Below are 24,205 nucleotides of genomic sequence, written 5' to 3'. Positions count from 1 at the left end.
CGGGGGCCTTGCGTGGCAACCGGCAACCCCCCACCGGGGCCGGCGGCCCCGGGGGTGCCCGGGGTGCAGCCGGCCAGGCGGGCAGCGGGTGCCCGCGGGTGGTGGGCTGGTGGTCAGGAGCGGGCCGCCTCGGTCTGTTCGGACGGCTTGGCGGCGGAGGCGCCGGCCGGTGCGGGCAGGGGGCCGCCGCGCAGCAACAGGGCGGCGACGGCGGCGCCGAGGACGAGGAGGGCGGTGCACCACCAGAACACCCGGATGTCGCCGTGGATCGACGCCAGGTGCAGCTCCTGCACCGTCGGCCGGCCTGCTGCGTGGGTGGCGAGCCAGTCGGTGGCGGCGGTGGCGGCGATCGTGTTGAGCAGGGCGGTGCCGATCGCGCCGCCGAGCTGCTGGCCGGTGCTGATGACCGCGGAGGCGATGCCGGCGTCCTGGGGTGCGACACCGGAGGTGCCCGTGCTCAGGGCGGCGCCGTAGATGAGGCCCATGCCGATGCCGACGAGGAGGACGGGGCCCAGGACGTGACTGGCGAAGGCGGAGTTCGCGTCGATGCGGGTCAGGCCGGCCATGCCGGCGGCGCTGATCAGGAGGCCGCCGGTGATCAGGGGCCGCGGGCCGAACCCGGGCAGCAGCTTGATGGCGCCCACGCTTGTGCCCACCGGGATGATCGCGATCATCGGGAGCAGTGCGCAGCCGGAGGTGATCGGCGAGTAGCCCAGGATGGTCTGCATGTAGTAGACGAGGAACATCAGGATGCCGAAGAAGCCGATGCCGACGAGAAGCACGGTGAAGTAGGCGGCGCCGCGGGTGCGGCTGAGCACGATCCGGGGCGGCAGCAGCGGGTGCGCGGCGCGGGTCTGCCAGATCGCGAAGGCGACCAGCAGGGCGGCGCCCAGCGCCAGGAAGCCCCAGGCCGGGGTCTCGCCCCAGCCGTTGTGCGCGTTGGAGAAGCCCAGCACCACGGCGAACATGCCGGCCGACGCGAGCAGCACACCGGGGATGTCCATCCGGGCGCCCGACTTGGGCTGGTCCTGAAGCAGCGCGGTGCCGCCGAAGAACGCGACGGCGGCGAGCAGCAGGTTGACGTACATGCACCAGCGCCAGCTCAGGCCGGAGGTCAGCGCGCCGCCGATGATCAGGCCCACTCCCGAGCCGCTGGCCACGACCCCGCTGAAGACGCCGAAGGCCTTGGCGCGTTCCTCGGGGTCAGCGAACGTGGTGGCCAGCAGGGCCAGGCAGGAGGGCGAGAGCAGAGCGGCGAACGCGCCCTGGCAGGCGCGGGCGGTCACCAGCATCTCGAAGTCGGTCGCGGCGCCGCCGACCGCGGAGGCGGCCGCGAAGCCCAGCAGGCCGATCAGGAAGGCCCGCTTGCGGCCGACCAGGTCCGACAGCCGCCCGCAGAACAGCAGCAGACCGCCGAAGGGCAGGGCGTAGGCGGTCACGATCCACTGCCGGTCGGCGTTGCTGAAGTCCAGTGCCCGCTGCGCGGAGGGGAGCGCGATGTTCATGACGGTCAGGTCGAGGCCGACCATCAGGTAGGCGGTGCAGATGACGGCGCCGATCAGCCACCGCCGCCGGGCGTCCGCGGCCGCCCCCGTGCTCGGCCCGGCCGTGGCGGCTGCGCTCTGTGCTGCCATGATCGTCTTCTCCTTGTTCCGTGTTCCGGCGTTGTTGGCGAACGGGCCTTGGGGCCTCTCCCCTTAGGACGAGACACGGGGGTGGCGCTGTGACATGGCCGCGGGCGGCCGCTGCCCGGAGCCGGCGGAACAAGGGGTTGCCGGGGGTGGCGCGGGTGAGGCGGGCCGCACGGAGCGGCGTGGGAGGTGAACACCTTCAGCAGCAGCGGTGAGATCTGGTGGTGCACAGGGTGCCGTGCCAGACCCCGGCACGAAGACCCCGACCTGTGGCCTGACCGACGCCGGCGGGCGGGCCTGTGCCGCGGAGGACACCGGCGTCCAGGGCTGCCGCCGGGGGCGGCGCAAAGCGGCGGGACCCGCAGCCTTGAGGCAGCGAAGTGCGTGCCGGGGTCCACGGCCGGAGCGGGGTCCGGCGGGCCGGGTCCAGGGCCTGTCGGGCGGATCGTGCCGCGGGCGCGGGATGCGGCACGCCCACCGCTAAGACGGAGGGGGCCCGACGCGAAGAAGGTCCGGCGCGGAGCGCCAGCGACCGGCGACAACGCCGCAGGCGGGTCGCGCCCGCACCCCGCTCACCGGCGCCCGCCAGATCCCGACGGTCTCCTGCCGCCCGATCCGCCGGACAGGCCCCCGGCGGGGGTGCCCACGCTTCCCGCCGAGTGCTCGGCCGCGGCCCCGGGAGCGGCGGCCGCAGCCGCGGCGGGGCGGGACTGGCCGGGGTCCGGGGGGGCGGCCGATGATCCAGCCCAGCAGCGGGCCCGCCATCGCGGTGGTCACCACCGCCATGACGACCATCAGCGAGTACAAATCCCGGCCCAGGAAACCCCGTTGCAGGCCCACGTTCAAGACGATGAGCTCGGTCAGGCCGCGGATGTTCATCAGCGTCGCGAGCGCGGCCGACTGCCGCAGCGGCATCCGGCTGAGACGGGCCGCGGCGAACACGCCGGTGAACTTGCCGCCGACCGCCACCAGCAGGATCAGCCCCAACGCGCCCAGCCCGCCCGCGTCCAACTGCGAGAGGTCGACCTGCAGACCCGCGACCAGGAAGAACACCGGCAGCAGCAGCGTGCCGCTCAAATGGCCCAGCCGCTCGCGCACCTCCCCGCGCAGCCGCTCGCTGCCACCGCGCGGCAGAACCACACCGAAAAGGAACGCCCCGAAGATGTAGTGCAGGCCCACCCACTCGGTGGCGGCGGCCGACAGCAGCAGACCCACCACAACCGCCGCGAACACCGCCGGGCTCAGCAGGAGAGCCGGGCGGCAGCCCACCAAGCGGCGCAGCAGCGGCCGCACGACGAAGAGCATGCCCAGCAGATAGGGGACAGCCAGCAGAATGCGCCACCGGCCGGGGCCCGCCGAACCGCTCACCGCGACCACGACGGCCAGCAGCGACCAGGCCAGGACGTCATCGACGCAGGCACACGCCAACGCCACCACACCCAGCGGGGAACGGGACATGCCCCGGTCGGTGAGGATCCGGGCCAGCACCGGGAACGCCGTGACGGACACGGCAATGCCCACGAACAGCATGAACGCCGTCCTGTCACCCGTGCCGTAGTCGTCCATCAGATACAGCGCCAGCAGCACGCCCAGACCGAACGGCACCAGGACGGAACCGAGGGACACACCGGCGGCGAGGCCTCCGCCGCCGCGGAACACCGCCGCGTCCCACTCCAGACCGACCAGGAACATGAAAGCCGCGACACCCACCGCGGCCAGGGCGGCCAGCAGCGGCCGGATACCGGCCGGGAAGAGGGCACCGGCCAGCGCCCCATGGAAGAGACTCGGCCCCAGCACGATACCGGCGAGGACCTCACCGATCACCGCCGGCTGGTTCAGACGCCGGGCCACGACGCCCAGCACCCGCGCCAGGAACACGACGGCGGCGAGCCCCAGGAGCAGCGACGAGGTCTGATGAGTGGTCATGGCGGGGTACCTCCCTAGATGGGAACCGGCCCGGCAGCAGAGGCAAGGATCGCCCGGCGGTGCGCCCGCGGCGGGACCGCAGCCCGCCGGCAGGGGACAGACGCACAACCCGGCGGCCACTGTGTGCAGTCACCGGATCCGGACGGGGCACGGATGTGCCCGAGATCCCGGCGGCGCGCGGGCCTGCCCGAGATCCCGGCGGCGCGGGGCGCGGGCGTACCCGGAATCCGGACGGGGCGCGGGCGTGCCCGGGATCCCGGCGGGGCGGGACCGCTCAGTACGGGCAGCCGCCGAAGCAGCCCTCCCGGCCCCGCAGGCCCGCGAAGGCAGTCTCGAAGCCGGCGCGTGTCACGTCGGAGAACAGCCACGGCACGAAGTGCCCTTCGCCGCAGGAGGACACCAGCCGGAAGAACGACGACACACGGGTCACACCGCCGACGCGGATGAGGTGGTCGACCTGCGCGGGGACGCACGCGTGACGGGCCAGGATCCCCCTCGGCCGGCTCCGGAACCCTCCCGCTGAACCCGTTGAAGATACCCACGGCCTCACAGATGAGGAACACCCCCAGAATGCAATAGAGCAACAAGCCCGCGTCCCCGGCCGACCTCTCCCCCAGTTCCCCCAACTCCTCCAGTTCGGCCAGTTCCTCCAGTTCGGCCAGCTCGGCCAGCTCGGCCAGCTCGGCCAGCTCGGCCAGTTCTCCAATTGCTCCAGTTCGGGCAGGTGCGGGGCAGACACCAGGCCGAGCCAGCCGGAAAAGCCGAAAGCACAGGTGCCGTGGACACGGCACACCACCCCGGTGAACGCGTTCACCAGGGGCCCCCTTCATGGATACCCCCAGCTGAAGCCGGGGAGGGTATCCATGAAGGAGAACCCCGACTTCAGCCGGGGGAGGAAACCAAGCCCCTGCAAAGCACGACAGCAAAAACCAGTACGCCCTCAAGGCAGCATGCAGAACGACCTCAGCAACGCGGACACGGCCCCGGCCGCCCGCCACCTCCTCGACATGACCGTCAAAATCCCCCCGCTGGAACTGAACCCGCCCCACACCAACACGCCCACCCCAACGCACACCCCACACCCCACACCCCATGGGCTCCGCGGGCCGCAGGCTCCACCTCCGCTGCGCGGGTCTCGGAGCTGGACCGTATAGGGCACGGGCCGGTGCGGGCGTCGGTCCCGCAGATGAAGTGGCCCTTGGACCGGGCGCAGGAGGTCGCGGACCTGGGCATGATGCGCCGAGGCGACCATGCCCAGCCGTTGCCGTTCCGGCCGGGCTGCGCAACGCGTCAGCCTGTGGGCGTACCGATCTGGTCGCGCTCCAGGACGGAACGCAGCTCCGAGAGAGCCTGCGCGGCGGCCGTCACGGGGGACACCTTGAGCACATCCGCGATCAGCTCGGACAGCCGCTCGGTGAAGGTCCCTTCTGCCGCGTCGACCAACTGCAGGCCGTCGTCGGTCAGGGCCAGCAGTGAGGACCGACGATCGGACGGATTCGGCTGCCGAACGGCCCAGCCCTGCTTCTCCAGACGGTCGACGGTCTTGCTGGCCGCCCCGATACCGATGGCGAATTCGGCGGCAAGGTCCGCCACGCGGGCCCCGGGGTGGTCGCGCAGGTGACGCAGAGCCTCGAACTGCGAGGTGACGATCCCGTGCCGCTCACGGAGACGGTCGTTGAGGGCGTTGTACAGACGCGTCTCGCACCGGACCAGGTCGGCGAAGAAGCCCGGGAGGTCGACCGTCTCACTGCTCACTTTGGATGCCACGGCATATAGTCTACTTTACATGCCGTGGAATCTAGTTCCATGGAAGGCACTTACGAGCAAGGGAAGAGAATGAGCAAGGAACAGCGCACGCAGATCGACGCGATGCTGCGGCAGCCGCGCCCCGAGAGCCCCCGGTCGGTCGAGGCGATCCGAGCCGGATTCGAGGCGCTGATGGCCCGGATGATCGTGCCCGACGGCATCCGCACCACGCGGACAGCTCTCGGCAACCGGCCGGCACTGCATATCGAGCCGGACAACGGCCCGTACGCCGGGCGGCACGCGGGGACGATCCTGTACTTCCACGGTGGCGGCTGGGTGTACGGCTCCCCCGAAAGCGCACTGTCGCTGACGGGACACCTCGTCGCCAGGACCGGCTTCGGGGCGTACTCGGTGGACTACCGGCTTGCCCCCGAGCACCCCTTCCCGGCCGCGATCGAAGACACACTGAGCGCCTACCGCGCCCTCCTCGACAGCGGTCAGGACCCTTCGGCCATCGTGTTCGCCGGGGACTCGGCCGGCGGCGGCCTCACCGTCACGACCTGCCTGGCCGCCCGCGACGCGGGCCTCCCGCTGCCCGCCGCCATCGTGACGTTCTCGCCGGGCCTCGACGCCACCCGCACAGGCGAGAGCATGGACACCAAGGAAGGCATCGACCCGATCCTCACCCGCGAGTCCGTGGAACACACCGGAGCCATGTATCTCGCCGGACAGGACCCGCACCAGCCCATGCTCAGCCCGGCCGTCCTCGCCGACCTGACCGGCTTCCCCCCGATGCTCATCCAGGCGGGCACCAACGAGATCATGCTGGACGACTCCACGCGCCTGGCCACGCGCGCGAGGGCAGCCGGAGTGGACGTCATCCTGGACATCACCGCCGACGTGCCGCACGTATTCCAGGCTTTCGCCGGCATTCTCGACGAGGCCGACCAGGCACTGGACCGCGCAGCCCTCTTCCTCACGCAGCACGGCCGGCTTCGAACGACTTCGATGGCCACAGGGCAACGAGCCTGATGGCCCCGGCCGGGATCTTCGACGGGGAGCGTGACCGAGCCGGTCGGCCCGACCTCGAAGGTGTGGGCCCCGGCAGTATGCCGGCATGGTTCCCCTCCGAAAGGGCGATGCCACGTAGGCGCCCGAAGGCCGTCCGCGCGGAGCGGTGGCGGCCCCCGCACATGTGCCGGTCCCCCGGATTCCGGGGGCATCTGCCCGAACACGGGCCGCTGTTCGCCGTGTTGAGGCCGAGTACCTGTGACCGAACGCCGTTGCTGACGCGCTCAGCCGATTCGAGTGGGCCGTCGGGCAGCCGGGACGTTATCTGACCGGCCCCGGTGAGAGTCCCAGTATCGAGGCAGAAGACGGCCGCGATGCACTGGCCGTGGCTCTGAGGCACCTTCCGAGGGGAGCCCGAGCCGACCTGGGGCGCCTGATGGAGCAGATCGATGCCGAGTTCCAGCGTCGTACTCTTCCGAACCCGGGTTAGGCGAGCGAGTGGACGGCAGGGCGCTGGTGGTGGCGCGTCCGGGAACGGTGACAGCGGTGGCACCGCAGGCCATCGTGGTCAGAAGTCTGCGGTGGCGCGCTGCCTGGCTTCGGTGCGGGCGAGGCGGCAGGAGTCACTGCCGGTCCCGATGATGTTGCCGCCGAAGGTGAGCCGGTCGACGATCGCCGTGCAGAACCTGGGGTCGGTGAACGTCTTGGTCGGCGGGCTTCGAACGATCCACCAGCCGTCGGTGCGCCGCGGCCCACGCGCGGCCACCGCCACCGAGGCAACACGGCTGTACTGCTTCAGCGGCACCGGCTTCACCGACGAACTCAGTCATCTCGCAAAGAACGACCCTACGATTCAACTGATCGGCCTGCCTCGTCCCTACCACGGAGAGTGACCCCCCGGCAGCCCGGGATCCTGCCGGTGCACGGCGGCGAGCAACTCCCACACGGCCTGGAACGCACGGGCGTCATCGCCTGCGGGACGAGGGAGCCGACTTCTTCGGTCAGACGGGCCAGGGCCTCAAACCCTTTGCAGGCGCGGCTGCGAGCGCAGGCCACCGACCTTGAACAGTCGGCCGCTTTCCACTCGAGCAGATACAGAGCAGCCGGTCAAAGACGTGTTGCCACGCGGATCAGGTCGGCGACTGCGCGAAGTCGGCTCTGCGACGGCCATGCGATCACCGTTGTCACGGGTGGTGCGTCGAGGACCGGTACGGCGGTGAGATCCCGACGCAGATCGGCAGCGGCGGACTCGGGCATGATCGCGGTGGTGCGGCCGAGCGCGATCAGTTGGAAGAGCTGTGTCAGGTTCCGTACTTCTGCGCCCGGTCCCTCCGGGTAACTGCCGCCAGGGCCTGGCCAGCGCGCCATGGGGAGTTCCGGCAATGCGGTGACGTCGGCCGTCCGAATCCGTGAGCGGCCGGCGAGTGAGTGTGAGGTGGGCAGGATCGCGACCTGCCCCTCGGTGTGCAGAATCTCGGTGTCGAGTCCGGCCGCCGAATCGAAGGGCAGATGCAGCAGCGCCACATCTGCCTGCCCGTTCTGCAGCAGGGTCTGTTGCTGGTGCGTCTCGCAGAGCAGCAGATCGACGGTGGCCGCGCCGGGCTCCGCGCGGTAGGCGTCGAGCAGTTTGGCCAGGAACTCGTCGGCTGTGCCGGATTTGACGGCGAGGACGAGGCGGGGGCGGTTGTGCGCGGCCTGCTGCGTACGCCGCTCGGCCGCGGTCACCGCGCTGAGGATCGTGCGGCCCTCGGACAGCAGTACGGCTCCGGCCTCAGTGAGCGTGACCTTGCGGGTGGTGCGCTCCAGCAGGGTGACCCCGAGCTGTCGTTCGAGCCGGGCGATCGCTCGGGACAGGGGCGGCTGGGCCATCTCCAGACGCTCGGCGGCCCTGCCGAAGTGCAGTTCCTCGGCGAGGGCGACGAAGTACCGCAGCTCGCGTATCTCCATGCGCACACCGTACTTCGAGGATGGTCGATTTATGTCGCTCGGGTATTGGTGCGTTACCGAGGGGGTGTTGGTGCACGGTCGAAGCGCGGCCATGCTCGTTGTCATGAGCGAGAAGATGATTGCGCTGGTCACCGGCGCGAACAAAGGAATCGGGTACGAGATCGCGGCCGGGCTTGGCGCATTGGGATGGAGTGTCGGTGTCGGCGCCCGGGACGAGCTGCGCAGGGGGGACGCCGTGGCGAAACTGCGCGCGGCGGGTGCTGACGCGTTCGGCGTGCCCTTGGATGTGACCGACGACGCGAGCGTGACTGCCGCGGCGCGGCTGATCGAGGAGCAGGCGGGACGCCTTGACGTCTTGGTCAACAATGCGGGCGTGGCGGGCGGTTGGCCGGAGGAGCCGACCACCATCGGCCTGGAGACCGTGCGGCGGCTGGTGGAGACCAACGTCATCGGCGTCATGCGGGTCACCAACGCGATGCTGCCACTGCTGCGCCGCTCGGCGCGCCCGCGGATCGTCAACCAGTCCAGTCATGTCGGCTCGCTGGCCCTGCAGACCACGCCCGGTGTCGACCTCGGAGGGATCAGCGCGGCCTACGCGCCGACGAAGACCTTCCTCAACGCCGTCACCATCCAGTACGCCAAGGAACTGAGCGGCACCAACATTCTGATCAACAACGTCTGCCCCGGCTACGTGGCCACCGACCTCAACGGGTTCAGCGGTACGCAAACCCCTGAACAGGGCGCGGCGATCGCCGTCCGGTTGGCCGCTCTTCCCGACGACGGGCCCACTGGCCAGATGTTCGACGACAACGGAGTCGTGCCATGGTGAGGTTCTGAGGCGTTCCCCACCGGCCAGCACACCACCGGACGACGAAACGGCCGCCACCAGCACTACGCGACTCCTTCGAGAAGGCGGGCCGCCAGGCCGTCGGCGGATCAGTACCCGCCGACGTCGTCGCTGTCGGTAAACGGCTCAGCGAGACGCTGGGCGAGGTCGTTCTGCCAGTGTTGGGCCCAGTGCCGGAGCTCCGCGATACGTGCGGGGTTCAGACCGTAGGCTTCGAACTCGGCATCGCTCACCCATGCCACCGATTCCAGGCGATCGTGCAGTTCCTGGAGGTCGAACTCCTCAGGGCGGCGCGCCCCCAGCGCCTCCAGTTCGCCACTGCTGAACTGCTCGGACGCCGCATGCACATCGATCACATCGCGTGGCAGTCCGCGGTCTCCCAGCGCCCGCACCTTGGTCCCGATGAGGTCCTCCAGGGCGATGACCGGGCCGAGTCCCAGCACCACCGGTGGCTGCCAGAGCACCTCCTTGAGGAGGTCGACTTCGCAGGACTGTCCGCTGTCGGGGTCGGTGGCCAGGAAGCGTGCCTTGAGAGGCGCGGCATGCAGCGCAGAGACCTGCCAGCCGCGTGCACTCAGTCCTTGCGTCAGATGGTCGGCGATCTGCGGCAGCGCGGTGGGGTGGGTGGTTGCAAAGTCGAGATCCTGGCTGGGGCGATGGACGATGCCGTGCGCCTGGACTGCGTAGCCGCCCATGAGGGCGAGCCCGTAGGGGCGGCCCAGGTCGAGGGTGTCGATGAGGAGCCGACGGTGGTGCGCGGGGAGATCCGGCAGCCCCTGGTGGTTCACGCGGCAGCCTGGCCAGCGCGCGGGCGCAACGGAGGAAAGGCGTCCTCCCATGCCGTGCGGACGCCGCGGCCGACCATTTTCCGCAGCCGGGGCCAGTGCGAGGCCAGGAGGTCACCGTCCAGGAACTGGAGGTAGTCGTCGCGCAGGCCCGTGCTCAGGACGATGCGGTACATGCCAAGGAGCAACTTGTCATCGCCCAGATCGAAGGTGCGCAGCCCGGACCAGGCGAGATGCAAAGGCAGATCCACAAGGCCGCAGGTGGGGCCGGCCAGCTCGACGAGGCTCGACGGCAACTGGCCGGATGCCGGGCCCCAACGGGAAGGCGCGGACGCCTCACGCTCTGCGGTGTGCTGGTGCCCGGGACCGTACGCATCCATGGGACAACGATAGTGGGTCACGGCTCCTGAGCGAGGCACAGGAGCAGCAGAGCGGGGACGAACTGTCCCCCGTGACACCCGTTCGCCGCTCACAGCGCCCGAAAGACCCTCAGCAGGGCAGGAAAACCCTGACCGAACTGCCCGTTTTGCCAGATACCGTCATCGCCGCGCTCTGAGCTTCCTGTATAACCGGGCACCAACCGCCACAGGAAGCGGAGATACCGTGGGCGCCACATGGCACATCCGCAGGGAACTCCCGCACGGATAAGGCCTGGACCTGATCTTCTTGTCCGCAAGGTGTCGCGTGGCCATACACCCAGACACGTGACTGAGGCCAGCAGTTCGCGCCCTTCACTCGAACGCGCGTTTGGCGCGACCTCTCGAAAGCAACTACCGTTGTCCATCTGGGAGACCATCGAGCAGGTACAGCATGGCCACCACTGTCGAGGCGGTCGACGTCGAGGACGCCCATCTTGGCGATGTTGACCGTGTTCACCGATCAGAGGTCGGGGAACTCGATGCCGCGCTGCTCGAAATCGACCGAGCTGTCGCGCCGGTTGGTCATAACGAGGTCACGACGCTCCCACTCCACCTCGTCGTACGGATGCACGCGGCGGAACAGCGTCGCTCCCGCAGTTCCACGGCGGACCGCCCACGGCTGGATCAGTGCCCCCTCTCGAAGAACGGCGCCGATTCCCGCCCGCCGGGTGAAGACGACGAGAGGGGAAAACCTTCGCGGGCACCGGCACGTCATGCCGTGCATGAAGCCGATCAACGAGGCACATGTGGCGGAGCCGGGCCCTGGCCGTCGTGGAGGTCGCGGCCGCCGACGACGCCACCGCGCTCGCGGTCCAGGAGTTGCTCGCCGCGCGGTGCGCGATCGCACCGGCAGACCGTACGACCCGGGAGCCCGGCAAGCCCGGTGTACGGCTGTGCTGCTTCCTGGACCTGCGCCAGGAATCCGGCCCGTAGGGGTGGTCGTCCACAGCTTTCAAGCTATGGGGCACCACTGACAACCAGAACAGGACGAAAGGCTCAGCAGGCGGCGCGCGAGCTCACCACCGCCAAATTCCAGGCACTCGCCGCACTTGCGGGGGTGGAGTGGGCGGCAGCAGACATAACGAAACGCGGCGGACTCCCAGGAAGAGTTCCTGAGAGTCCGCCGCGTGCTTCGTGGCATGCGATTTAGGCGGGAGGCAGGCCCGGTAGAACGATCCCGGTGTACGCGGCGAGTACGCTTCCCAACGCTCCGCTGACCACGGGCGAGTTGAGGATGCCCATGATGGAGCTCCCCCACCGCTGGAGCCTGCCTGGGTCGGGCGAGCCGCTGGCGGCCTCGGCTTCGATACGTGTGGCGAGTTGGGTGAACTCAATGACGTCGTCTTCCGGCAGCTGCAGGATCGGTGCGGCCTGGCGCAGGGCGCGGGCGAGCATGACGACCGCCGCGGGGTCGATCCCGTCCTTGTTGGTGGTGGCGTTCATAGTGAAGTCGCGGCTGTTCGCGGCGATGTTGCCTGTGTTCTCACCGATGTGGAAAGTGATGTTGTCACCAGTTTTCGCCTGGTTGATATGGTCTTGCAGGCTTCCTCCTGCCAGGGCGCAGCTGGCGCCCCGGGGTGTGATAGCGACCGTGGCGGGGTCGGTGTTAATGGCTTCGATGAGGTCGTGCTCTGCCAGGTAGGAGAGTGCCTGGTGCAGTTCCGTACCCGTGATCTCGGCGTGCTGTTGGCCGCGATGTTGCCGTTGTTCGTAGCGATGTGGTCGGTGACGGCACCGTTTTCCCTGCGGTGGACGTATCCGCCGACGTCACCGCTGTAGCTTTCCACGCAGTCCTCACCGGCCGGAGTGATCTCTACCAGGACCGGGCCGGCCATCTGATCGAATATGCCGCCGCTTTTGATCAGTCCGTGGTGCTCCAGGTATGCAGAGGCTCGGTCGATCTCGTTCTCGGTGCTACTTGGACGACCTGGTGCCCTGCCAACGCTCCACGACTCCCTCGCCGCTGAGGCCGCGCGCGTCCGCGACGAGTCCATCACCTTCGCAGAACCGGAGCTCGGCCTAGCAGTCGATGCAGATGCCGCTGGATAATACGGATCGGGGGGCGTCATGATCTGGTCGGGCCGTACCTGGACACCGCCGCGCATGGTGGCGGCGGCGATCACCGCCGCTCTCGCGGTCGCGGTACCTGCAGTGCTCGCCGCAGCTGGGGTCCGCCTGTGGTGGCTGCTGGGCACTGGCGTCGCAGTGGCCGCGGTGGGCGGAGTGTTCGCGCCGGGCCTCGCGGACAGTTACCGGCGCGCCCGGGAACGGGGCGAGGACAGCGGTCTCGCGCTGGCCAAGGACTCCCTTCTGCGCAGAGTCCGGGATGTTACGGACCCGGTGCACCTGGGCGTGCACCCCGCTCGGCACGCAAATCCCCAGGGCACCGCGGCTGGGCCTGCAGATACGGCCGGGAGCAACCACCGCGTCCCGCCCTATGTGCCGCGGGACATCCATGAACGGCTGGTCGAGCTGTTGGCCGGCGGCGGTTTCGTTCTGTTGATCGGGGAGTCGACGGCCGGGAAGTCCCGGGCCGCGTACGAAGCGATGCGGGCCGCACTCCCCGACCACACTGTCATCGCCCCACGCAGCAAGTCCGTCCTGCCCGACGCCATCGAACGGGCCGCGATGCTGCCCCGCTGTGTGCTGTGGCTCGACAACGCGGAACGCTTCCTCGGACCCGACGGACTGACGCGCACCAGTGCCGCCCGGCTGACCGGCGGGGGCGGCCACCACCGGGTCGTGCTCGCCACGATCCGCTCGGCCGAGATGGCCCGCTACACCGACATCGCCCATCCCGACGCCGCGGACGAGGCGGAGACCCGACAAGTCCTGGAGCAGGCCACGCAACTGCGGCTCCGGCGCCAACTGACGGCCGCAGAGCGCGAACGCGCCCTGACCCGCTCCTGGGACCAGCGGATCGCCGATGCACTCGACCATGCCGACGAGTACGGCCTCGCCGAGTACCTGGCCGCAGGCCCCGAACTCCTCAACGACTGGGAGAACGCCTGGGAGGCTGGACACCCACGGGCCGCTGCCCTGATCGCGGCCGCGGTCGACGTCCGCCGCGCCGGACTCACCCGGCCGCTGCCGCGCAGTCTGCTGGAGTCCCTGCACGATGACTACCTGGCTCGGCACGGCAGTCATAGGCTCGGCCTGGAGTCCCTCGAAGAGGCCTGGGTCTGGGCCATCCTGCCGCGACGCGCCACGACCGCGCTCATCAGGCCGTGCGCCGATCCGAACAACGGGCCGACGGCCGTGGAGGTCTTCGACTACCTGGTCGACGTCGCCCAGCGGGACACGACGCCCGACAACCGTGTTCCCGAGCAGACCCTCGTCAGTGCACTCGCTGTGGGCGACGCCACCGAGGCCAGCCAGATCGGCGCCATCGCCTATGCCTACGGCCACTACGAACTTGCCGCACGAGCCTTCGAGAACGCCCACACGATGAACGGCGCCAGCCTTGGCCCCGAGCACCCCGAGACCCTGACCAGCCGCAGCAACCGGATAGTAATGCTCGGCGAGCTCGGCCGCATCGAGGAGGCCGAGGCCGAGGCCCGTGCCGTACTGGAGGTACGCACCCGGATTCTGGGCCCCGAGCACCCCGATACCCTGGCCAGCCGCTCGATCCTGGCCAGCGCGCTACAACACCGGGGCGACTACGCACAGGCCGAGGCCGAAGGGCGCGCCGCTCTGGAGGCCTTCACCCGGGTCTTGGGCCCGGACCACGTCAACACCCTCACGACCCGCAGCAACCTGGCGACCGTCCTGCACCTGCAGGGCCGGTACGAAGAGGCCAAGACGGAGGGCCGCGCCACGCTGGAGGCCCGTATCAGGGTGCTGGGCGCCGACCAAACCGGCATCTTGATCAGCCGTCGCAACCTCGGCTCGGCCCTCGAAGCCATGGGCCGATACGAAGAGGCCGAGGCCGAACTCCGCGTAGCGCTTGAGGGCTACGCCCGCGCCTGGGGCCCCGAGCATCCGAGCACCAACGCCGCCCGCAGTCAGCACGCCGATGTACTCGTCAGCCTGGGGAGGCTGGAGGAGGCGGAGACGCAGGCGCGCGCCGCACTCGACATCCAGACTCGAGCCCTGGGACTCGACGACGCCGACAACCTTGAAAGCCGCAGCGACCTGGGCATTCTGCTGCGCAGACTGGGACGTTACGAGGAGGCGGAGGCGGAGCACGCCGCAGTGCTGGAGTTCCGCTCACGCCTGCTGGGTCCCGACCACACGCTCACCCTGTCCAGCCGCAACAACCGGGCCGTCGCGCTGTCCGGCATGGGCCGCTTCGAAGAGGCAGTAGCCGAACACCGCCACGTACTCGAGGCCCGAAGCCGGCTACAGGGCCCCGACCACCCCGAGACGCTCCGCAGCCATGCCAATCTCGCCGTTTCGCTCGGGGAAATGGACCTGTTCGAGGAAGCGGAGACCCAGGCGCGCATCGCACTGGAGAGCCGCACCCGCGTCCTGGGCACTGCGCACCCCGACACCGCCGCCAGCCGCGACACTCTGACAGGCCTGCTCCGCGACCAGGGACGCCACCAGGAAGCCGACCGCGTCGACTGACCGTACGACGAGGGCGTCGCTCCGCGCTGCGGGCCGCCCGTTAGGCGCCTCCCACCCGGTCAATGGCCGTGCGCGGTTTCCCCTTCGTCGTAAGGGTGTTGCCGCCGTTCTTGAGTGCCGCCTCCAACCGCGTCGCGCGGCGCGGCACATAAATCCGAGCGGATCAGGGCTTCAAGATCATCCCGTTGCCCCTTTGGCGCGTATCTCGGAACCCCTTCTCCGGACGTTCGGATGGCTGACGTCCCCGGTGATCACTGCCTCCATCGTCATCGCGAAGGCGACGAGGTTGTCCGGCTCGTACCCAGTGAGCAGGCGGATCGTGTCCGCGGTGGATGCCACCCACAACCGGTAGTCGCGAAGGAACTCCCTGAACCATGCGACGCGTTCGTCGTCGGTGAGATGTTCCTCGGGGTTCAGGTCACTGAGCCCGTTCGCCTGGGTGTCGGCGGTCTCCGGCCAGGAAGACTGCCAGTGCCGTAGCCACTCGGTCTCCCGGTAGGCCGGGGCGGCCTCGGCGTACAACGTGCTGAAGGCCATGAACGCCGCTTGCTGCCGGTCGTGGGCGTCTGCCCAGTGATCACGGAAAACGAACATCGACCAGCTCATCGGAGCCTCCCGGCAAGTGTGACGTCAACGTGCCGCACACGACCATTGTGCCGTCAACCCGTCTGCCTGCCGCCGCAATTGGTTCTAGGGAGGGGCGAGTTGGGGATGGATCCGGTGTGGGGCTGGGGCGAATGCGGCATTGGTGGGCGGGGGGATCGTCTTCCCTGTCGGAGGCGACCGGGTACGGTGGTGCGACCGCTGCCCGCGGCCCTGCGCAGAGCCGCGGCCCGGGCCCGTCGGCGCGGCTTCGGGATTGTCCCGTCGCTCGACTCGGGTGTTCCGCTCAGTGTCTTCTTGAAGGCACCCCGGAACCCCGTCCGCCGGAGCCACAGCCACCGTTCTGCCGCCGCTCTCGAACCCGTGACCGCCGACGGCTGGGCCTGGCGTTGCTCACCGATCCCCACGGGACGAAGAACATCTGTCCGAAGGCGGCTCCGACTCAGCACACCTGCGGATGGTCCTCCGAGGAGACCGAGCGGCTGCCGGCACTCGCCCTGCTGGACTCGGATCACCGCCATCGCCAGGTATGCCGGACACGGGTGCTGCCGCCTGCCGCCGCACAGGAGCAGGAACCGTCCGAGCGGGCCCGGCTACCAGCCCCAGGTACACCGGATCATGCTCGGCGCGCTGGTCGGTCACGGCTTCTCCCGTCACCGCGAGTGGCATCTCTCCGACTACGCGGCCGCGGAGTTGCTGGGCCCGCCGCAGGACCGCCTGTCGGGCGTCTCGCCGGGTGGTCGTGACGTTGTCCCGGATCGGAACCACTGGTTCCGCCGACGCGCAGGCCTGCTAACCGCCATGATCGTGGATTCCGTCGGTGCGACAGCGAGGTCGATGTGATGTCTCAGGGCACAGGGCGGCCAAGCGTCGCACCGACGGCACCGCCGACCCTGTTCGGGCCAGTCCCGCCAGCAGGGCGCGGGGTGCGGTGGTGGCTCGGCTGGCTCATTCCGGTGATCGCCGCCCACCGGCTGTGCACACCGACCCGTCCAGGCCGGGTCGTCGACCCCCTGATCGAGCGAGTCCGTTTCTGGCGCACGGTGCTGGCGATCACGCTGACCGTCTGCGTCTGGCTGGCCCTCCGCCTAGTTCCCCTGCGCGAGATACCCGGACAGCTGTACGAGAGTTTCTCCCTCGGCCTCCTCATCCTCGAACTGCTCTTCCTGTTGGCCCTCGCAGCTGTCTCCATGGCACCCAGGGGACGCAGACGGGCGGCGACGTCCCGGTGGCGCGGCGCCTTCCTTGCCTTCGTCCTGGTCGAAGCCGCCGTCGTGCTGTTCCGGAACACCGGCTCCCACTGGCCACCGACCTCACCCCTGAGCGCCGCCTGCGCACTGTGGCTCCTGCTCTTCTGCGGGTCCGGCGGACTTCTGCTCCTCTCCAACGGATGCCGCACCGCCGACGTCAATGACGCTCTGCCGACGCTTGTGTCCCTCGTGCCGATCCTGCCCATGACCCTCCCGCTCGCCTTCGTGGACCCCACGTACGACCGGGTCCCCCTCGCGGTGCGCCTGCTGGTCCAACTCACGGGCCCGGTAAGCCTGATGCTGCTCGCCCGGTGGGAACTGCGGCGACTGCGCACGCTGCATGACGTACGGGTCTCGCACATCTGGAACCGAGCCTGAAGCGGGTACTTGCCGTCATACCGGCAGGCGGGCATGGCTGTCGGCGCAGACCGTCGGCCGCAGTTCCAGTGGCCGACGCCCCGGACCGTGTCGCCCACCGCCCGGGCCGCAAACGAGGCGCGGTGCCTGTCTCTTGCCGCTCCCCGGTCATGTGCTTGAGACTGTCGGGATGATCGCTTGGTTTGCGTGGGCCGGTTACGTCCTGGGCTATGCGGCCCTCGTGGCGGGAGCCATGGCGCGCGACAACAGGGTCAGGACCAAGGCCGTCGCGGAGGCGCTGGCCCGCTACGAGGCTGCGAAACCGGATCCCGCCGACGCCGTACCGGACGACGACCTCCGGCTGGGGATCGCCGGTGTCGCCGTCCTCCTCCAGGGGGACGGCGACACCCATCGCGCGTTCTGGACAGTGATCATCGACATGGTGGCACGCGGGGTCCTGGAGCCGGGCACGACGTACGACGGGAAGGCGACCCTGCGGCACTCGGCCGCCCATCGGACACCCGCGCCCGACGCCTCGGACACCCGCGCCCGACGCCTCGGACACGGAGCGGAAGATCTCGTCCCTCGCGAGCTACCGGAACCCCGCTTCCGTGGCCCCGCATAGCGTCACGTACCCGATAGCCCAAAGCCTGCTCGCGGAGGGGTACTTACGGGGCAGAGGAGCGTTCATCGACTTCAAGGCGCCTCGCCCGGTGTGGTGCTGGACGGTTGCCGCACTGACCCTGCCGCTCGCCGCGCTGATGATGTTCCTCTTCCTGCACTGGCGGTACGCGATAGTGGCGATGTGGACGGCGATCGCGATGGTGGTGGTCGCCTGGGGACTCACCATGCTGGACGGAGAGCCCGCCGCGCTGCGGCTGCCCGTGCTGACGGAGCGCGGCGATCAGGCGGTCCGTCAGGCACGGGCACGTCACACGCATCTGGACCCGGCGAAGCGGACCGAGCCGTACGCTCCCGGTGAGGCGGCGGCCGCCTACGCCATCTTCGGCCCGGAGGCATACAACCACTTCGCCTCACACACACCTGGTTTCTCCGCCGCGGTCGACGAAGGCACCGACAAGCGCCGGCAGAACGAGGCTGCCGAGGAACTGCGGCGCAGCCGGACCAACTTCAACGGGTGAGAGTGCCGTTTCCTTGGTCCGCAATTCGATTCATGAGGGCGACGATCCGGAGTCGGGTCCGCGAGCTGGTAGCGGCTCCTGCCCGGGTGGATCACGCACGGCAGCCTTCGGGGCCCGGAAGCTGTCTGGCGGAGTACCGGGGCTTCCCTCTCGAAGTCGGTGACGGCGGTGCGGGGCCAGGCTACAGACTCAGCATCCTGCATCGGTCGGAACCGCCGTGCAGATCCCTACGGCACCGTCATGCAGAACTGCTGTCACGCTCCATGGCATCGCCCTGAACATCGAGCGCCTCAACGGCGCACCGACCGAATCGAACTCAGGCGTTACAAGAGAGGTCGAGCGTCCTCAGGGACGTTTTCTGTTGGGACAGTTTCCTGAGCTCCTCGGGACCCTCGCCAGACCCACTCCTCATGGAGCTGCGACCCCAGTCGGCACTCACCTGAACCGCCCTGTGCCATAGTTGGACGACTCGTCGGGGAGTCCTCCGTGGCGCTCCACCGGTACCCCCGGCCTCCGGACGGCCTCAGTGCACGCTCCTGCTCCGGCAGAGCCGGGCAGAACACCACTGGGACAGCACGCCCACCCGCGTCCATGCAGGTCAGCGATCCAGCGCACCTTCGGTGCGCGCCGGGGGCGTGGTAAATCTCGTAGCGCGCGCCAGGGGTGCTTCTGTCTGCCCTGACGGGATTGATGCCGGTCCGGGACGCTGGAGATGTTCGTTCCAGCCGAAACCGATAGCTCTGTGATGCCGGTGAGCTCGCAGGTCAGCATGGTGCCGAGGGCCGTCCACGGGAACCATGGAGTGTTGCTGCGAGCATGTGTGTCAGAATTCCTGATTCACCTTGGTCCTCCCGGAACGGCGTACTGCTCGGCCGTCCGTCCGGGAGGGAGCGGGACCATGGACGTGCTGCACGAACGCTGCGCGGGTCTGGACATCAGCAAGAAGGACGCCAAGGCGTGCGTCCGCACCCCGAACACCAAACGACGGGAGTCGTTCACCACCGGGACAACGACCTGGGGATCGACGACGAACGCGGTGCTCGCCCTGCGCGAGCACCTGCTCGCCGCCGGAGTCACCCTGGTCGTGATCGAGGCTACCTCCGACTACTGGCGATAAAGGCCAGTAGCCTCTACTGCACCCCATCTTCCCTGGTCAGAGCACTGAAACGCTCTGGCGGTACTTACGGGGTCGAATCGAGTGCACCGATCGTTCCACGGACCGGTACCCCCTCGCGTCGCGATGGGTAGCCTCGAACTGACAGTGAGTCTTGCACAACAAAGCCATCACGAGGCGCCTCCTGTCCGAGCACTATGTTCCCTCGGCGCGCTCCTATCTTGCGCAGAACGCCGAGGGGGCGGTGGAGATCGGTCGCGGGCTGGGTTACCCCGTCGTCGTCAAGCCGCGAGGCCGGGCAGGAAGCGCGGGGGTCCTGCGGGCCGACAGCGACGGGGATGTACGCGCGGCGTTCCACCGGGCCTTGGTCGACAGCGTCCTGGGCCTGGAGGACTGGTCCGTGCCCGGCGTCCTGGTCGAGGAGTACCTACGAGGACCCGAAATCAGTGCGGAGACCGTTGTCCTCGGCCCCGAGCAGGTGCAGATCGTGGCGGTCACCCGCAAGACCCTCGGCCCCGAACCGCAATTCCAGGAGATCGCCCACATAGTCGATGCAGGGGACCCACTGCTCACCGACCCCGCCCTCGCCGATGTGGTGGCCGCGGCAGCAAAGGCTCTCGGAGTCACCTGGGGTGTGATGCACGTCGAACTGCGGCTGACAGCTACCGGTCCGCGGGTGATCGAGGTCAACGGCCGGCCCGCGGGAGACCTCATCCCGCTTCTTGTCGAGCGCGCGACCGGCGTCAACCTGCCCCAGGCACTGGCAGCCCTCGCCGCCGGCGAGAAGCCCGACCTGGCCCCGACCCGCGCGGAGGCCGCCGCGATCGGCTTCCTCTACCCCCAGCACGCTGGCCACATCCAACAGCTCGACGTGCTCGGTTCTGTACGCGACCAGCTGTGGCTGGAACGGCTTGTCCTCACGCGCGACGTCGGTACGCAGGTTGCCGCGCCACCGCACGCCAGCATCGACGACCGCCTTGCCCACTGGGTCGTCACCGGTTCCACGGCCGCAGAGTGCGCGAAACGCCTGGACCTGGTCGCCAACCACCTCACGGCTCGCATCGGGCCAGGGACCCTCCTGGGATCCCACGGGCAACCACTGGACAACCTTCGACTCGATGTTCGCGAACGCCTACGCCAAGGCCCGCGCCATCGCGCCGAACCGTCCGGTGATGATCGGCGAGATCGGATCCAGCGAGGACGGCGGGAACAAGGCCCAGTGGATCAACGCCATGTCCACCGACCTTCAATCCGGGCGCTACCCCGACCTGAAACTCGTCGTCTACTTCGACCAGGACAAGGAGGAGCAGTGGTCGGGCACCTCGTCGACCCCCACCCGGGCCGCCTTCACCTCCTGGGTCAACCAGGCCTACATGCGGGGTACGGGAACGGACCTGGCGAACGTCGCCGCGCAGTACGCGGGAACACCGACCACGCGAACCTGCACGGCCACCATGCGCGTCGACAGCCAGTGGAGCACCGGCTTCACGGCGACCGTGACTGTGACCGCCTGACCGTCCGGCATCACCGGCTGGACGATCCACTGGGCCTGGCCGGGCAGTCAGCAGGTGACCACGGGCTGGAACGCGACCGTCGTTCAGAACGGCTCCGCCGTGACAGCCGGCAACCTGTCGTATAACGGTTCCCTGGCCGCCTACGCAGTAACCGCCTTCGGGTTCCAGGCCGGCGCGACCGGTGCCCTCAGCGTGCCGTCGCTCTCCTGCACGCCGAGCTGAACTCCCTGGACCTCCGACGGCCGGAACGCCTCGCATGTGCCCGACTGCACAAGCGGGTGTTCCGGTCGTCAGCGAAGGACACCACCACGCCTGCCACGCCTACCGAGAGGCTCAGCCGAAGCTCGAAGCTCGACCGTCCCGACGCGTCCACCGCGGTCCGCAGCCACAGGTCTCTGCCCTCCGGCAGGCCCCGTCGCCTGGTCACCCCGGACCCAGGGGCTCAGGCGACGCACTCGTCGGTGAGTTTCTCGAAGAAGAACTCGTGCTTGAGGAACGAGACGTCGTACTCGTGCCCCGGATACGGCGGGATGAGCTGAGCCGCCTGGAACAGTCGCCAGCCGTCCTCCAGAGCGTGGACGCCCGACGTGTAGGGGGGTTTGTCGCTGTCACCTGTCGTGGGTGCCGTGCGACCCGTGCCGTCGTACACGGACCAGCCCACGACGTCCGAGTCCAGCGCCGAAGTGGCCAGGTAGAGCACCAGAACCTGCTGACGCACGCTCATGCGGCTTTCCTCTCGGGGCGGTTGGAGACGCGGGACACCCAGTGGTCGAGATCGAAGGAGTCGTCCCCGGTGAGCGAGCGCCACAGCAGAACGCGGTTGTAGATCTCCAGCCGCCCGGTGGCGTGTTCGAACCACGGAAACGTCGTCGACAGTTCCGCGTGCACGCGGGGATCCGTCAGGTCGGACGTGTCCCACAGCCGGAGCTGACGCACGGTGGGATTGAAACGGATCTTGAACATGTAGCGGACGGCATCGCTGTCGTTGCGCCGTCCCCCGTGCCACAGACCATGGTGCAGAATCACCACCGTGCCGGCGGGGCACACCAGTCGGCTCTGCCCCAGAAGGTTCTGGTAACGGCCGGTGTCCGACTCGTTCGTGCGGCGCAGATGACTGCCCGGCACACTGAGCGTCCCGCCCATGTCGAGCGTGACGTCCTGCGGGTAGTACATCAACTGCACGTCGAACGCGTCGGTGCGTACGTCGATGATCGCGTCGCCGTGCAGCGGCTGGGCGTGGCCCTCGCGCGGTTCCCTGATGTGCACGGCATGGTGATCGACACCGGGGTCCGGTCCGACGAGGCTGTACAACGCCCCTGCCACATCGGGTATCTCCAGCAGGCGGCGGGCGAAGGACCCCTCCGGGTAGGCGTCCGGCACGGCACTGCCGTAAGGGACACCGGGGATGCCCTCGCGCAGTGTCTCGATACCCACGGCGTTCAGGTCGGGCGGCACCACGGCGTCCAGCCGCAATGAGCCGTGCGCGACGAAGTGCGCCATCTGCACGGAACTCAGGAGCTTCGTTTCGGTCATGGATCCCAACGTAGGACCGGGCCCGCCATCACGGCGTTGGCACCGCTCACCACTACTGGTAATTTCTCACCATGCACGATACCGAGATCCATCTCGGCCAACCGCCCGTCGTGGTCAACATCGGAGTAGGGGTACACGGAGTCGCCTCACGGACGGATGTCTTCAGGCTCCCGCAGCTGTGGCAGCTGCATCTCTACCGGTACGAGGCGGAGCTGACGGTCGAGGGCACGTCGCACCTCGTCAGACCCGGCCGCGTGAGCCTGGTCCCGCCGGGCGCGACGGTCCGCTACCGCTACCAGGGCCGCTCCGAGCATCTCTACGCCCACCTGCGCATCGAGGTCGTCGGACCGGCGCGCAAGGTCGCCGTCGTACAGGACGCCGGCCCCGAATTCCCTGTGCTGACCGGCCTACTGTCACAGGGAATCGCCGTGGCTCCGAGGGAACCCGATCACACCCGTGCCGAGTTGTGGACGGCTCTGTGGCGCATCTCGCAGCTGGGACCGGCCCCGCACCGGGACCGGCACCCGGCGGTGGAGGATGCGATCGCCTATATTGAGGCGCACCTGGCCGCCCCACTGGTGGTGCCCGACATCGCTCGCGTCGTCGGTGTGTCCCACAACCACCTGACCAGGCTCTTCCGGAGCGAGACCGGGACCACCGTCGTCGCCCACATCCGTGGCCGCAGGATGGAGCGCGCGCACCACCTTCTGCGCGCCTCCACGCTGTCCATCCCCGCGATCGCCGCCTCGGTCGGAATCCCCGACCTCCAGGGCTTCAACAAAGCCTGCCGCCGCGAACTGGGCGCCGCGCCACGCGTTCTGCGCGGCACAGGCGCCACTGCCTCAGCGCGGACAACGGCCCCCCGTGGTGGGGCCGGTCCGGCGGTCGCTGCACCAGAGCCGAGACCCTGACGGCCACGGCCGCCCGGCGGATCCGCCTCGTTTTCCTGGGCCGTCGCACGCGAGCCCTGCGGCGCCCGGGATCCCCTCACCGAGGGACTGGCCCGCATAGATCGTCTCCACGCCACGAGCGGATTGACAGCCTTCTTGTCCGGGCCGGCATCCCCGGTGGCACGTCATCGGAGCAGGATGCCCTCCAGCACGATGTCCAGCATCCGTTCCAGTCTCTGCCGAAGATCGAACGGCTCGGGCTCCTCCCCCGTCCAGCGCATGAGGGCCGCGAAGTAGCCGGCCGCGATCAGTGATCCGGCCTCACCTGGATCCACGGTCGTGCGCACTTCACCCCGGCGGATCCCTTCGTCGATGATGTCGGCGAGCTCCTTCTCGGGCATGGGGTCGCGGAGCAGCTGCCCGAACCGCGCGGACGCCTCGATCAGAACGGCGGTCTCGGCCCGTGACTCGATGTTGAGGCAGGCCAGTTCGCCGACATAGCGCCTCAGCCGCTCCCCCACCGTCAGTTCTTCGGCGTGCTCCTGCCTGAGGATCCCCAGCACCTTCGCCCGCCGCCGCGCCCCCCACTCCTCCAGGAAACCCGTCTTCTGCGCGAAGTAGTTGAACACCGTGGCCCGCGCCACGTCGGCACGCTCCGCGATGTGGTCCATCGTCGTCGCCTCGTAGCCCTGCGCGGCAAACAGATCGATGGCAGCGACGTAGAGCTGGTCACGGACCTGCCTCCGCTTCCGTTCCCTGCGCCCAAGGCCCGCGGAGTCCACGTCCGAGTTCGTCATGACTTCAGAGATATCACGCTCCGCACAGGCCTTGACCCTCGGACGGGTCGCTCACTAGATTCCAGACCATACATGGACTCCAGTATAACTTTGAATTCAAGTCGCACATTCGCTGTGCGCTCGC

At 69.0% G+C, this 24,205-nt stretch carries 24 protein-coding genes and 2 pseudogenes; 12 read left to right on the top strand and 14 right to left on the bottom strand.

Annotated elements, in window-relative coordinates:
• Positions 1 to 113: 113 nt before the first annotated feature.
• The 4 genes from ACIRRY_RS50250 to ACIRRY_RS50235 all read right to left on the bottom strand — a co-directional run bounded on the left by ACIRRY_RS50250 (position 114) and on the right by ACIRRY_RS50235 (position 5,324).
• Positions 114 to 1,634, bottom strand: a complete 1,521-nt coding sequence (locus ACIRRY_RS50250; protein WP_403987366.1) for an MFS transporter — start codon at positions 1,632 to 1,634, stop codon at positions 114 to 116.
• 477 nt (positions 1,635 to 2,111) lie between these two features.
• Positions 2,112 to 3,557, bottom strand: a complete 1,446-nt coding sequence (locus ACIRRY_RS50245) for a cation:proton antiporter (protein ID WP_403987363.1) — start codon at positions 3,555 to 3,557, stop codon at positions 2,112 to 2,114.
• A gap of 274 nt (positions 3,558 to 3,831) precedes the next feature.
• On the bottom strand, positions 3,832 to 3,987 hold the full coding sequence (locus ACIRRY_RS50240) for a hypothetical protein (RefSeq protein WP_403987360.1): 156 nt from the start codon (positions 3,985 to 3,987) through the stop codon (positions 3,832 to 3,834).
• Positions 3,988 to 4,847: 860 nt separating this feature from the next.
• A complete protein-coding gene (locus ACIRRY_RS50235) occupies positions 4,848 to 5,324 on the bottom strand; it encodes a MarR family winged helix-turn-helix transcriptional regulator (RefSeq protein ID WP_403987357.1) in 477 nt (158 codons plus the stop codon).
• 69 nt (positions 5,325 to 5,393) lie between these two features.
• On the opposite strand from ACIRRY_RS50235, the gene ACIRRY_RS50230 reads away from it, so the two are divergent.
• Positions 5,394 to 6,335 (top strand): alpha/beta hydrolase, encoded by a 942-nt coding sequence (locus ACIRRY_RS50230; RefSeq protein WP_403987354.1) that lies wholly within the window; start codon positions 5,394 to 5,396, stop codon positions 6,333 to 6,335.
• Between the two features lie 547 nt (positions 6,336 to 6,882).
• Here ACIRRY_RS50230 and ACIRRY_RS50225 read toward each other — a convergent pair.
• Entirely contained in the window at positions 6,883 to 7,128 is a 246-nt protein-coding gene (locus ACIRRY_RS50225; RefSeq protein WP_403987351.1) for a hypothetical protein, read from the bottom strand.
• A gap of 293 nt (positions 7,129 to 7,421) precedes the next feature.
• Complete coding sequence (locus ACIRRY_RS50220; RefSeq protein WP_403987348.1) at positions 7,422 to 8,261, bottom strand: LysR family transcriptional regulator; 840 nt, start codon at positions 8,259 to 8,261, stop codon at positions 7,422 to 7,424.
• 91 nt (positions 8,262 to 8,352) lie between these two features.
• On the opposite strand from ACIRRY_RS50220, the gene ACIRRY_RS50215 reads away from it, so the two are divergent.
• Positions 8,353 to 9,090: an SDR family oxidoreductase gene (locus ACIRRY_RS50215; RefSeq protein WP_403987375.1), complete on the top strand. Its 738-nt coding sequence runs from the start codon at positions 8,353 to 8,355 to the stop codon at positions 9,088 to 9,090.
• A gap of 107 nt (positions 9,091 to 9,197) precedes the next feature.
• Here ACIRRY_RS50215 and ACIRRY_RS50210 read toward each other — a convergent pair whose 3' ends face one another.
• The 3 genes from ACIRRY_RS50210 to ACIRRY_RS50200 form a co-directional block, all read right to left on the bottom strand.
• Positions 9,198 to 9,896 carry a nucleotidyl transferase AbiEii/AbiGii toxin family protein gene (locus ACIRRY_RS50210; protein WP_403987345.1) on the bottom strand — a complete coding sequence of 233 codons (699 nt, stop codon included), beginning with the start codon at positions 9,894 to 9,896 and terminating at the stop codon, positions 9,198 to 9,200.
• Positions 9,893 to 10,273, bottom strand: a complete 381-nt coding sequence (locus tag ACIRRY_RS50205) for a hypothetical protein (RefSeq protein WP_403987342.1) — start codon at positions 10,271 to 10,273, stop codon at positions 9,893 to 9,895. Before ACIRRY_RS50205 ends, ACIRRY_RS50210 begins: the two co-directional genes overlap by 4 nt.
• Before the next feature lie 499 nt (positions 10,274 to 10,772).
• Entirely contained in the window at positions 10,773 to 11,048 is a 276-nt protein-coding gene (locus tag ACIRRY_RS50200) for a hypothetical protein (protein WP_403987381.1), read from the bottom strand.
• Positions 11,049 to 11,056: 8 nt separating this feature from the next.
• Here ACIRRY_RS50200 and ACIRRY_RS50195 point away from each other — a divergent pair, with 8 nt between their 5' ends.
• Positions 11,057 to 11,245, top strand: coding sequence for a DUF6207 family protein (locus ACIRRY_RS50195; RefSeq protein ID WP_403987339.1), 189 nt, complete (start codon positions 11,057 to 11,059; stop codon positions 11,243 to 11,245).
• 213 nt (positions 11,246 to 11,458) lie between these two features.
• Here ACIRRY_RS50195 and ACIRRY_RS50190 read toward each other — a convergent pair whose 3' ends face one another.
• Positions 11,459 to 11,755, bottom strand: a complete 297-nt coding sequence (locus tag ACIRRY_RS50190) for a hypothetical protein (protein ID WP_403987336.1) — start codon at positions 11,753 to 11,755, stop codon at positions 11,459 to 11,461.
• Positions 11,756 to 12,379: 624 nt separating this feature from the next.
• On the opposite strand from ACIRRY_RS50190, the gene ACIRRY_RS50185 reads away from it, so the two are divergent.
• The gene (locus ACIRRY_RS50185; RefSeq protein WP_403987333.1) at positions 12,380 to 14,881 is read left to right on the top strand and encodes a tetratricopeptide repeat protein; all 2,502 of its coding nucleotides are present in this window, start codon (positions 12,380 to 12,382) and stop codon (positions 14,879 to 14,881) included.
• A gap of 177 nt (positions 14,882 to 15,058) precedes the next feature.
• On the opposite strand, the gene ACIRRY_RS50180 is transcribed toward ACIRRY_RS50185, so the two are convergent.
• A complete protein-coding gene (locus tag ACIRRY_RS50180; protein WP_403987330.1) occupies positions 15,059 to 15,487 on the bottom strand; it encodes a hypothetical protein in 429 nt (142 codons plus the stop codon).
• Positions 15,488 to 16,410: 923 nt separating this feature from the next.
• Here ACIRRY_RS50180 and ACIRRY_RS50175 point away from each other — a divergent pair.
• From ACIRRY_RS50175 to ACIRRY_RS50145, 7 genes and pseudogenes are all read left to right on the top strand, one after another.
• Complete coding sequence (locus ACIRRY_RS50175) at positions 16,411 to 17,112, top strand: hypothetical protein (protein ID WP_403987326.1); 702 nt, start codon at positions 16,411 to 16,413, stop codon at positions 17,110 to 17,112.
• A gap of 169 nt (positions 17,113 to 17,281) precedes the next feature.
• A complete protein-coding gene (locus ACIRRY_RS50170; RefSeq protein WP_403987323.1) occupies positions 17,282 to 17,716 on the top strand; it encodes a hypothetical protein in 435 nt (144 codons plus the stop codon).
• Positions 17,703 to 18,233: a hypothetical protein gene (locus ACIRRY_RS50165; RefSeq protein WP_403987320.1), complete on the top strand. Its 531-nt coding sequence runs from the start codon at positions 17,703 to 17,705 to the stop codon at positions 18,231 to 18,233. Before ACIRRY_RS50170 ends, ACIRRY_RS50165 begins: the two co-directional genes overlap by 14 nt.
• Before the next feature lie 898 nt (positions 18,234 to 19,131).
• Positions 19,132 to 19,347, top strand: a pseudogene (locus ACIRRY_RS50160) (IS110 family transposase); the annotation flags it as partial.
• Positions 19,348 to 19,501: 154 nt separating this feature from the next.
• Positions 19,502 to 20,347 (top strand): annotated as a pseudogene (locus tag ACIRRY_RS50155) (acetyl-CoA carboxylase biotin carboxylase subunit family protein); the annotation flags it as partial.
• A 118-nt stretch (positions 20,348 to 20,465) separates the two neighbouring features.
• Positions 20,466 to 20,861 carry a hypothetical protein gene (locus tag ACIRRY_RS50150; RefSeq protein ID WP_403987378.1) on the top strand — a complete coding sequence of 132 codons (396 nt, stop codon included), beginning with the start codon at positions 20,466 to 20,468 and terminating at the stop codon, positions 20,859 to 20,861.
• A 9-nt stretch (positions 20,862 to 20,870) separates the two neighbouring features.
• Positions 20,871 to 21,083, top strand: a complete 213-nt coding sequence (locus ACIRRY_RS50145; RefSeq protein WP_403987372.1) for a cellulose binding domain-containing protein — start codon at positions 20,871 to 20,873, stop codon at positions 21,081 to 21,083.
• Positions 21,084 to 21,303: 220 nt separating this feature from the next.
• On the opposite strand, the gene ACIRRY_RS50140 is transcribed toward ACIRRY_RS50145, so the two are convergent.
• Both ACIRRY_RS50140 and ACIRRY_RS50135 read right to left on the bottom strand, forming a co-directional pair.
• Positions 21,304 to 21,579, bottom strand: coding sequence for a hypothetical protein (locus ACIRRY_RS50140; protein ID WP_403987369.1), 276 nt, complete (start codon positions 21,577 to 21,579; stop codon positions 21,304 to 21,306).
• A gap of 2 nt (positions 21,580 to 21,581) precedes the next feature.
• Positions 21,582 to 22,394, bottom strand: a complete 813-nt coding sequence (locus tag ACIRRY_RS50135) for a phytanoyl-CoA dioxygenase family protein (RefSeq protein WP_403987317.1) — start codon at positions 22,392 to 22,394, stop codon at positions 21,582 to 21,584.
• 71 nt (positions 22,395 to 22,465) lie between these two features.
• Here ACIRRY_RS50135 and ACIRRY_RS50130 point away from each other — a divergent pair, with 71 nt between their 5' ends.
• Entirely contained in the window at positions 22,466 to 23,305 is an 840-nt protein-coding gene (locus ACIRRY_RS50130; RefSeq protein WP_403987314.1) for a helix-turn-helix domain-containing protein, read from the top strand.
• A 164-nt stretch (positions 23,306 to 23,469) separates the two neighbouring features.
• Here the strand turns inward: ACIRRY_RS50130 and ACIRRY_RS50125 are convergent, their stop codons facing one another.
• Complete coding sequence (locus tag ACIRRY_RS50125; RefSeq protein WP_403987311.1) at positions 23,470 to 24,081, bottom strand: TetR/AcrR family transcriptional regulator; 612 nt, start codon at positions 24,079 to 24,081, stop codon at positions 23,470 to 23,472.
• Between the last annotated feature and the right edge of the window lie 124 nt (positions 24,082 to 24,205).

It is taken from the genome of Streptomyces sp. NPDC101776 (assembly GCF_044766845.1).
Classification (GTDB): domain Bacteria; phylum Actinomycetota; class Actinomycetes; order Streptomycetales; family Streptomycetaceae; genus Streptomyces.
This window is presented reverse-complemented; position numbering and strand designations above follow the sequence as displayed.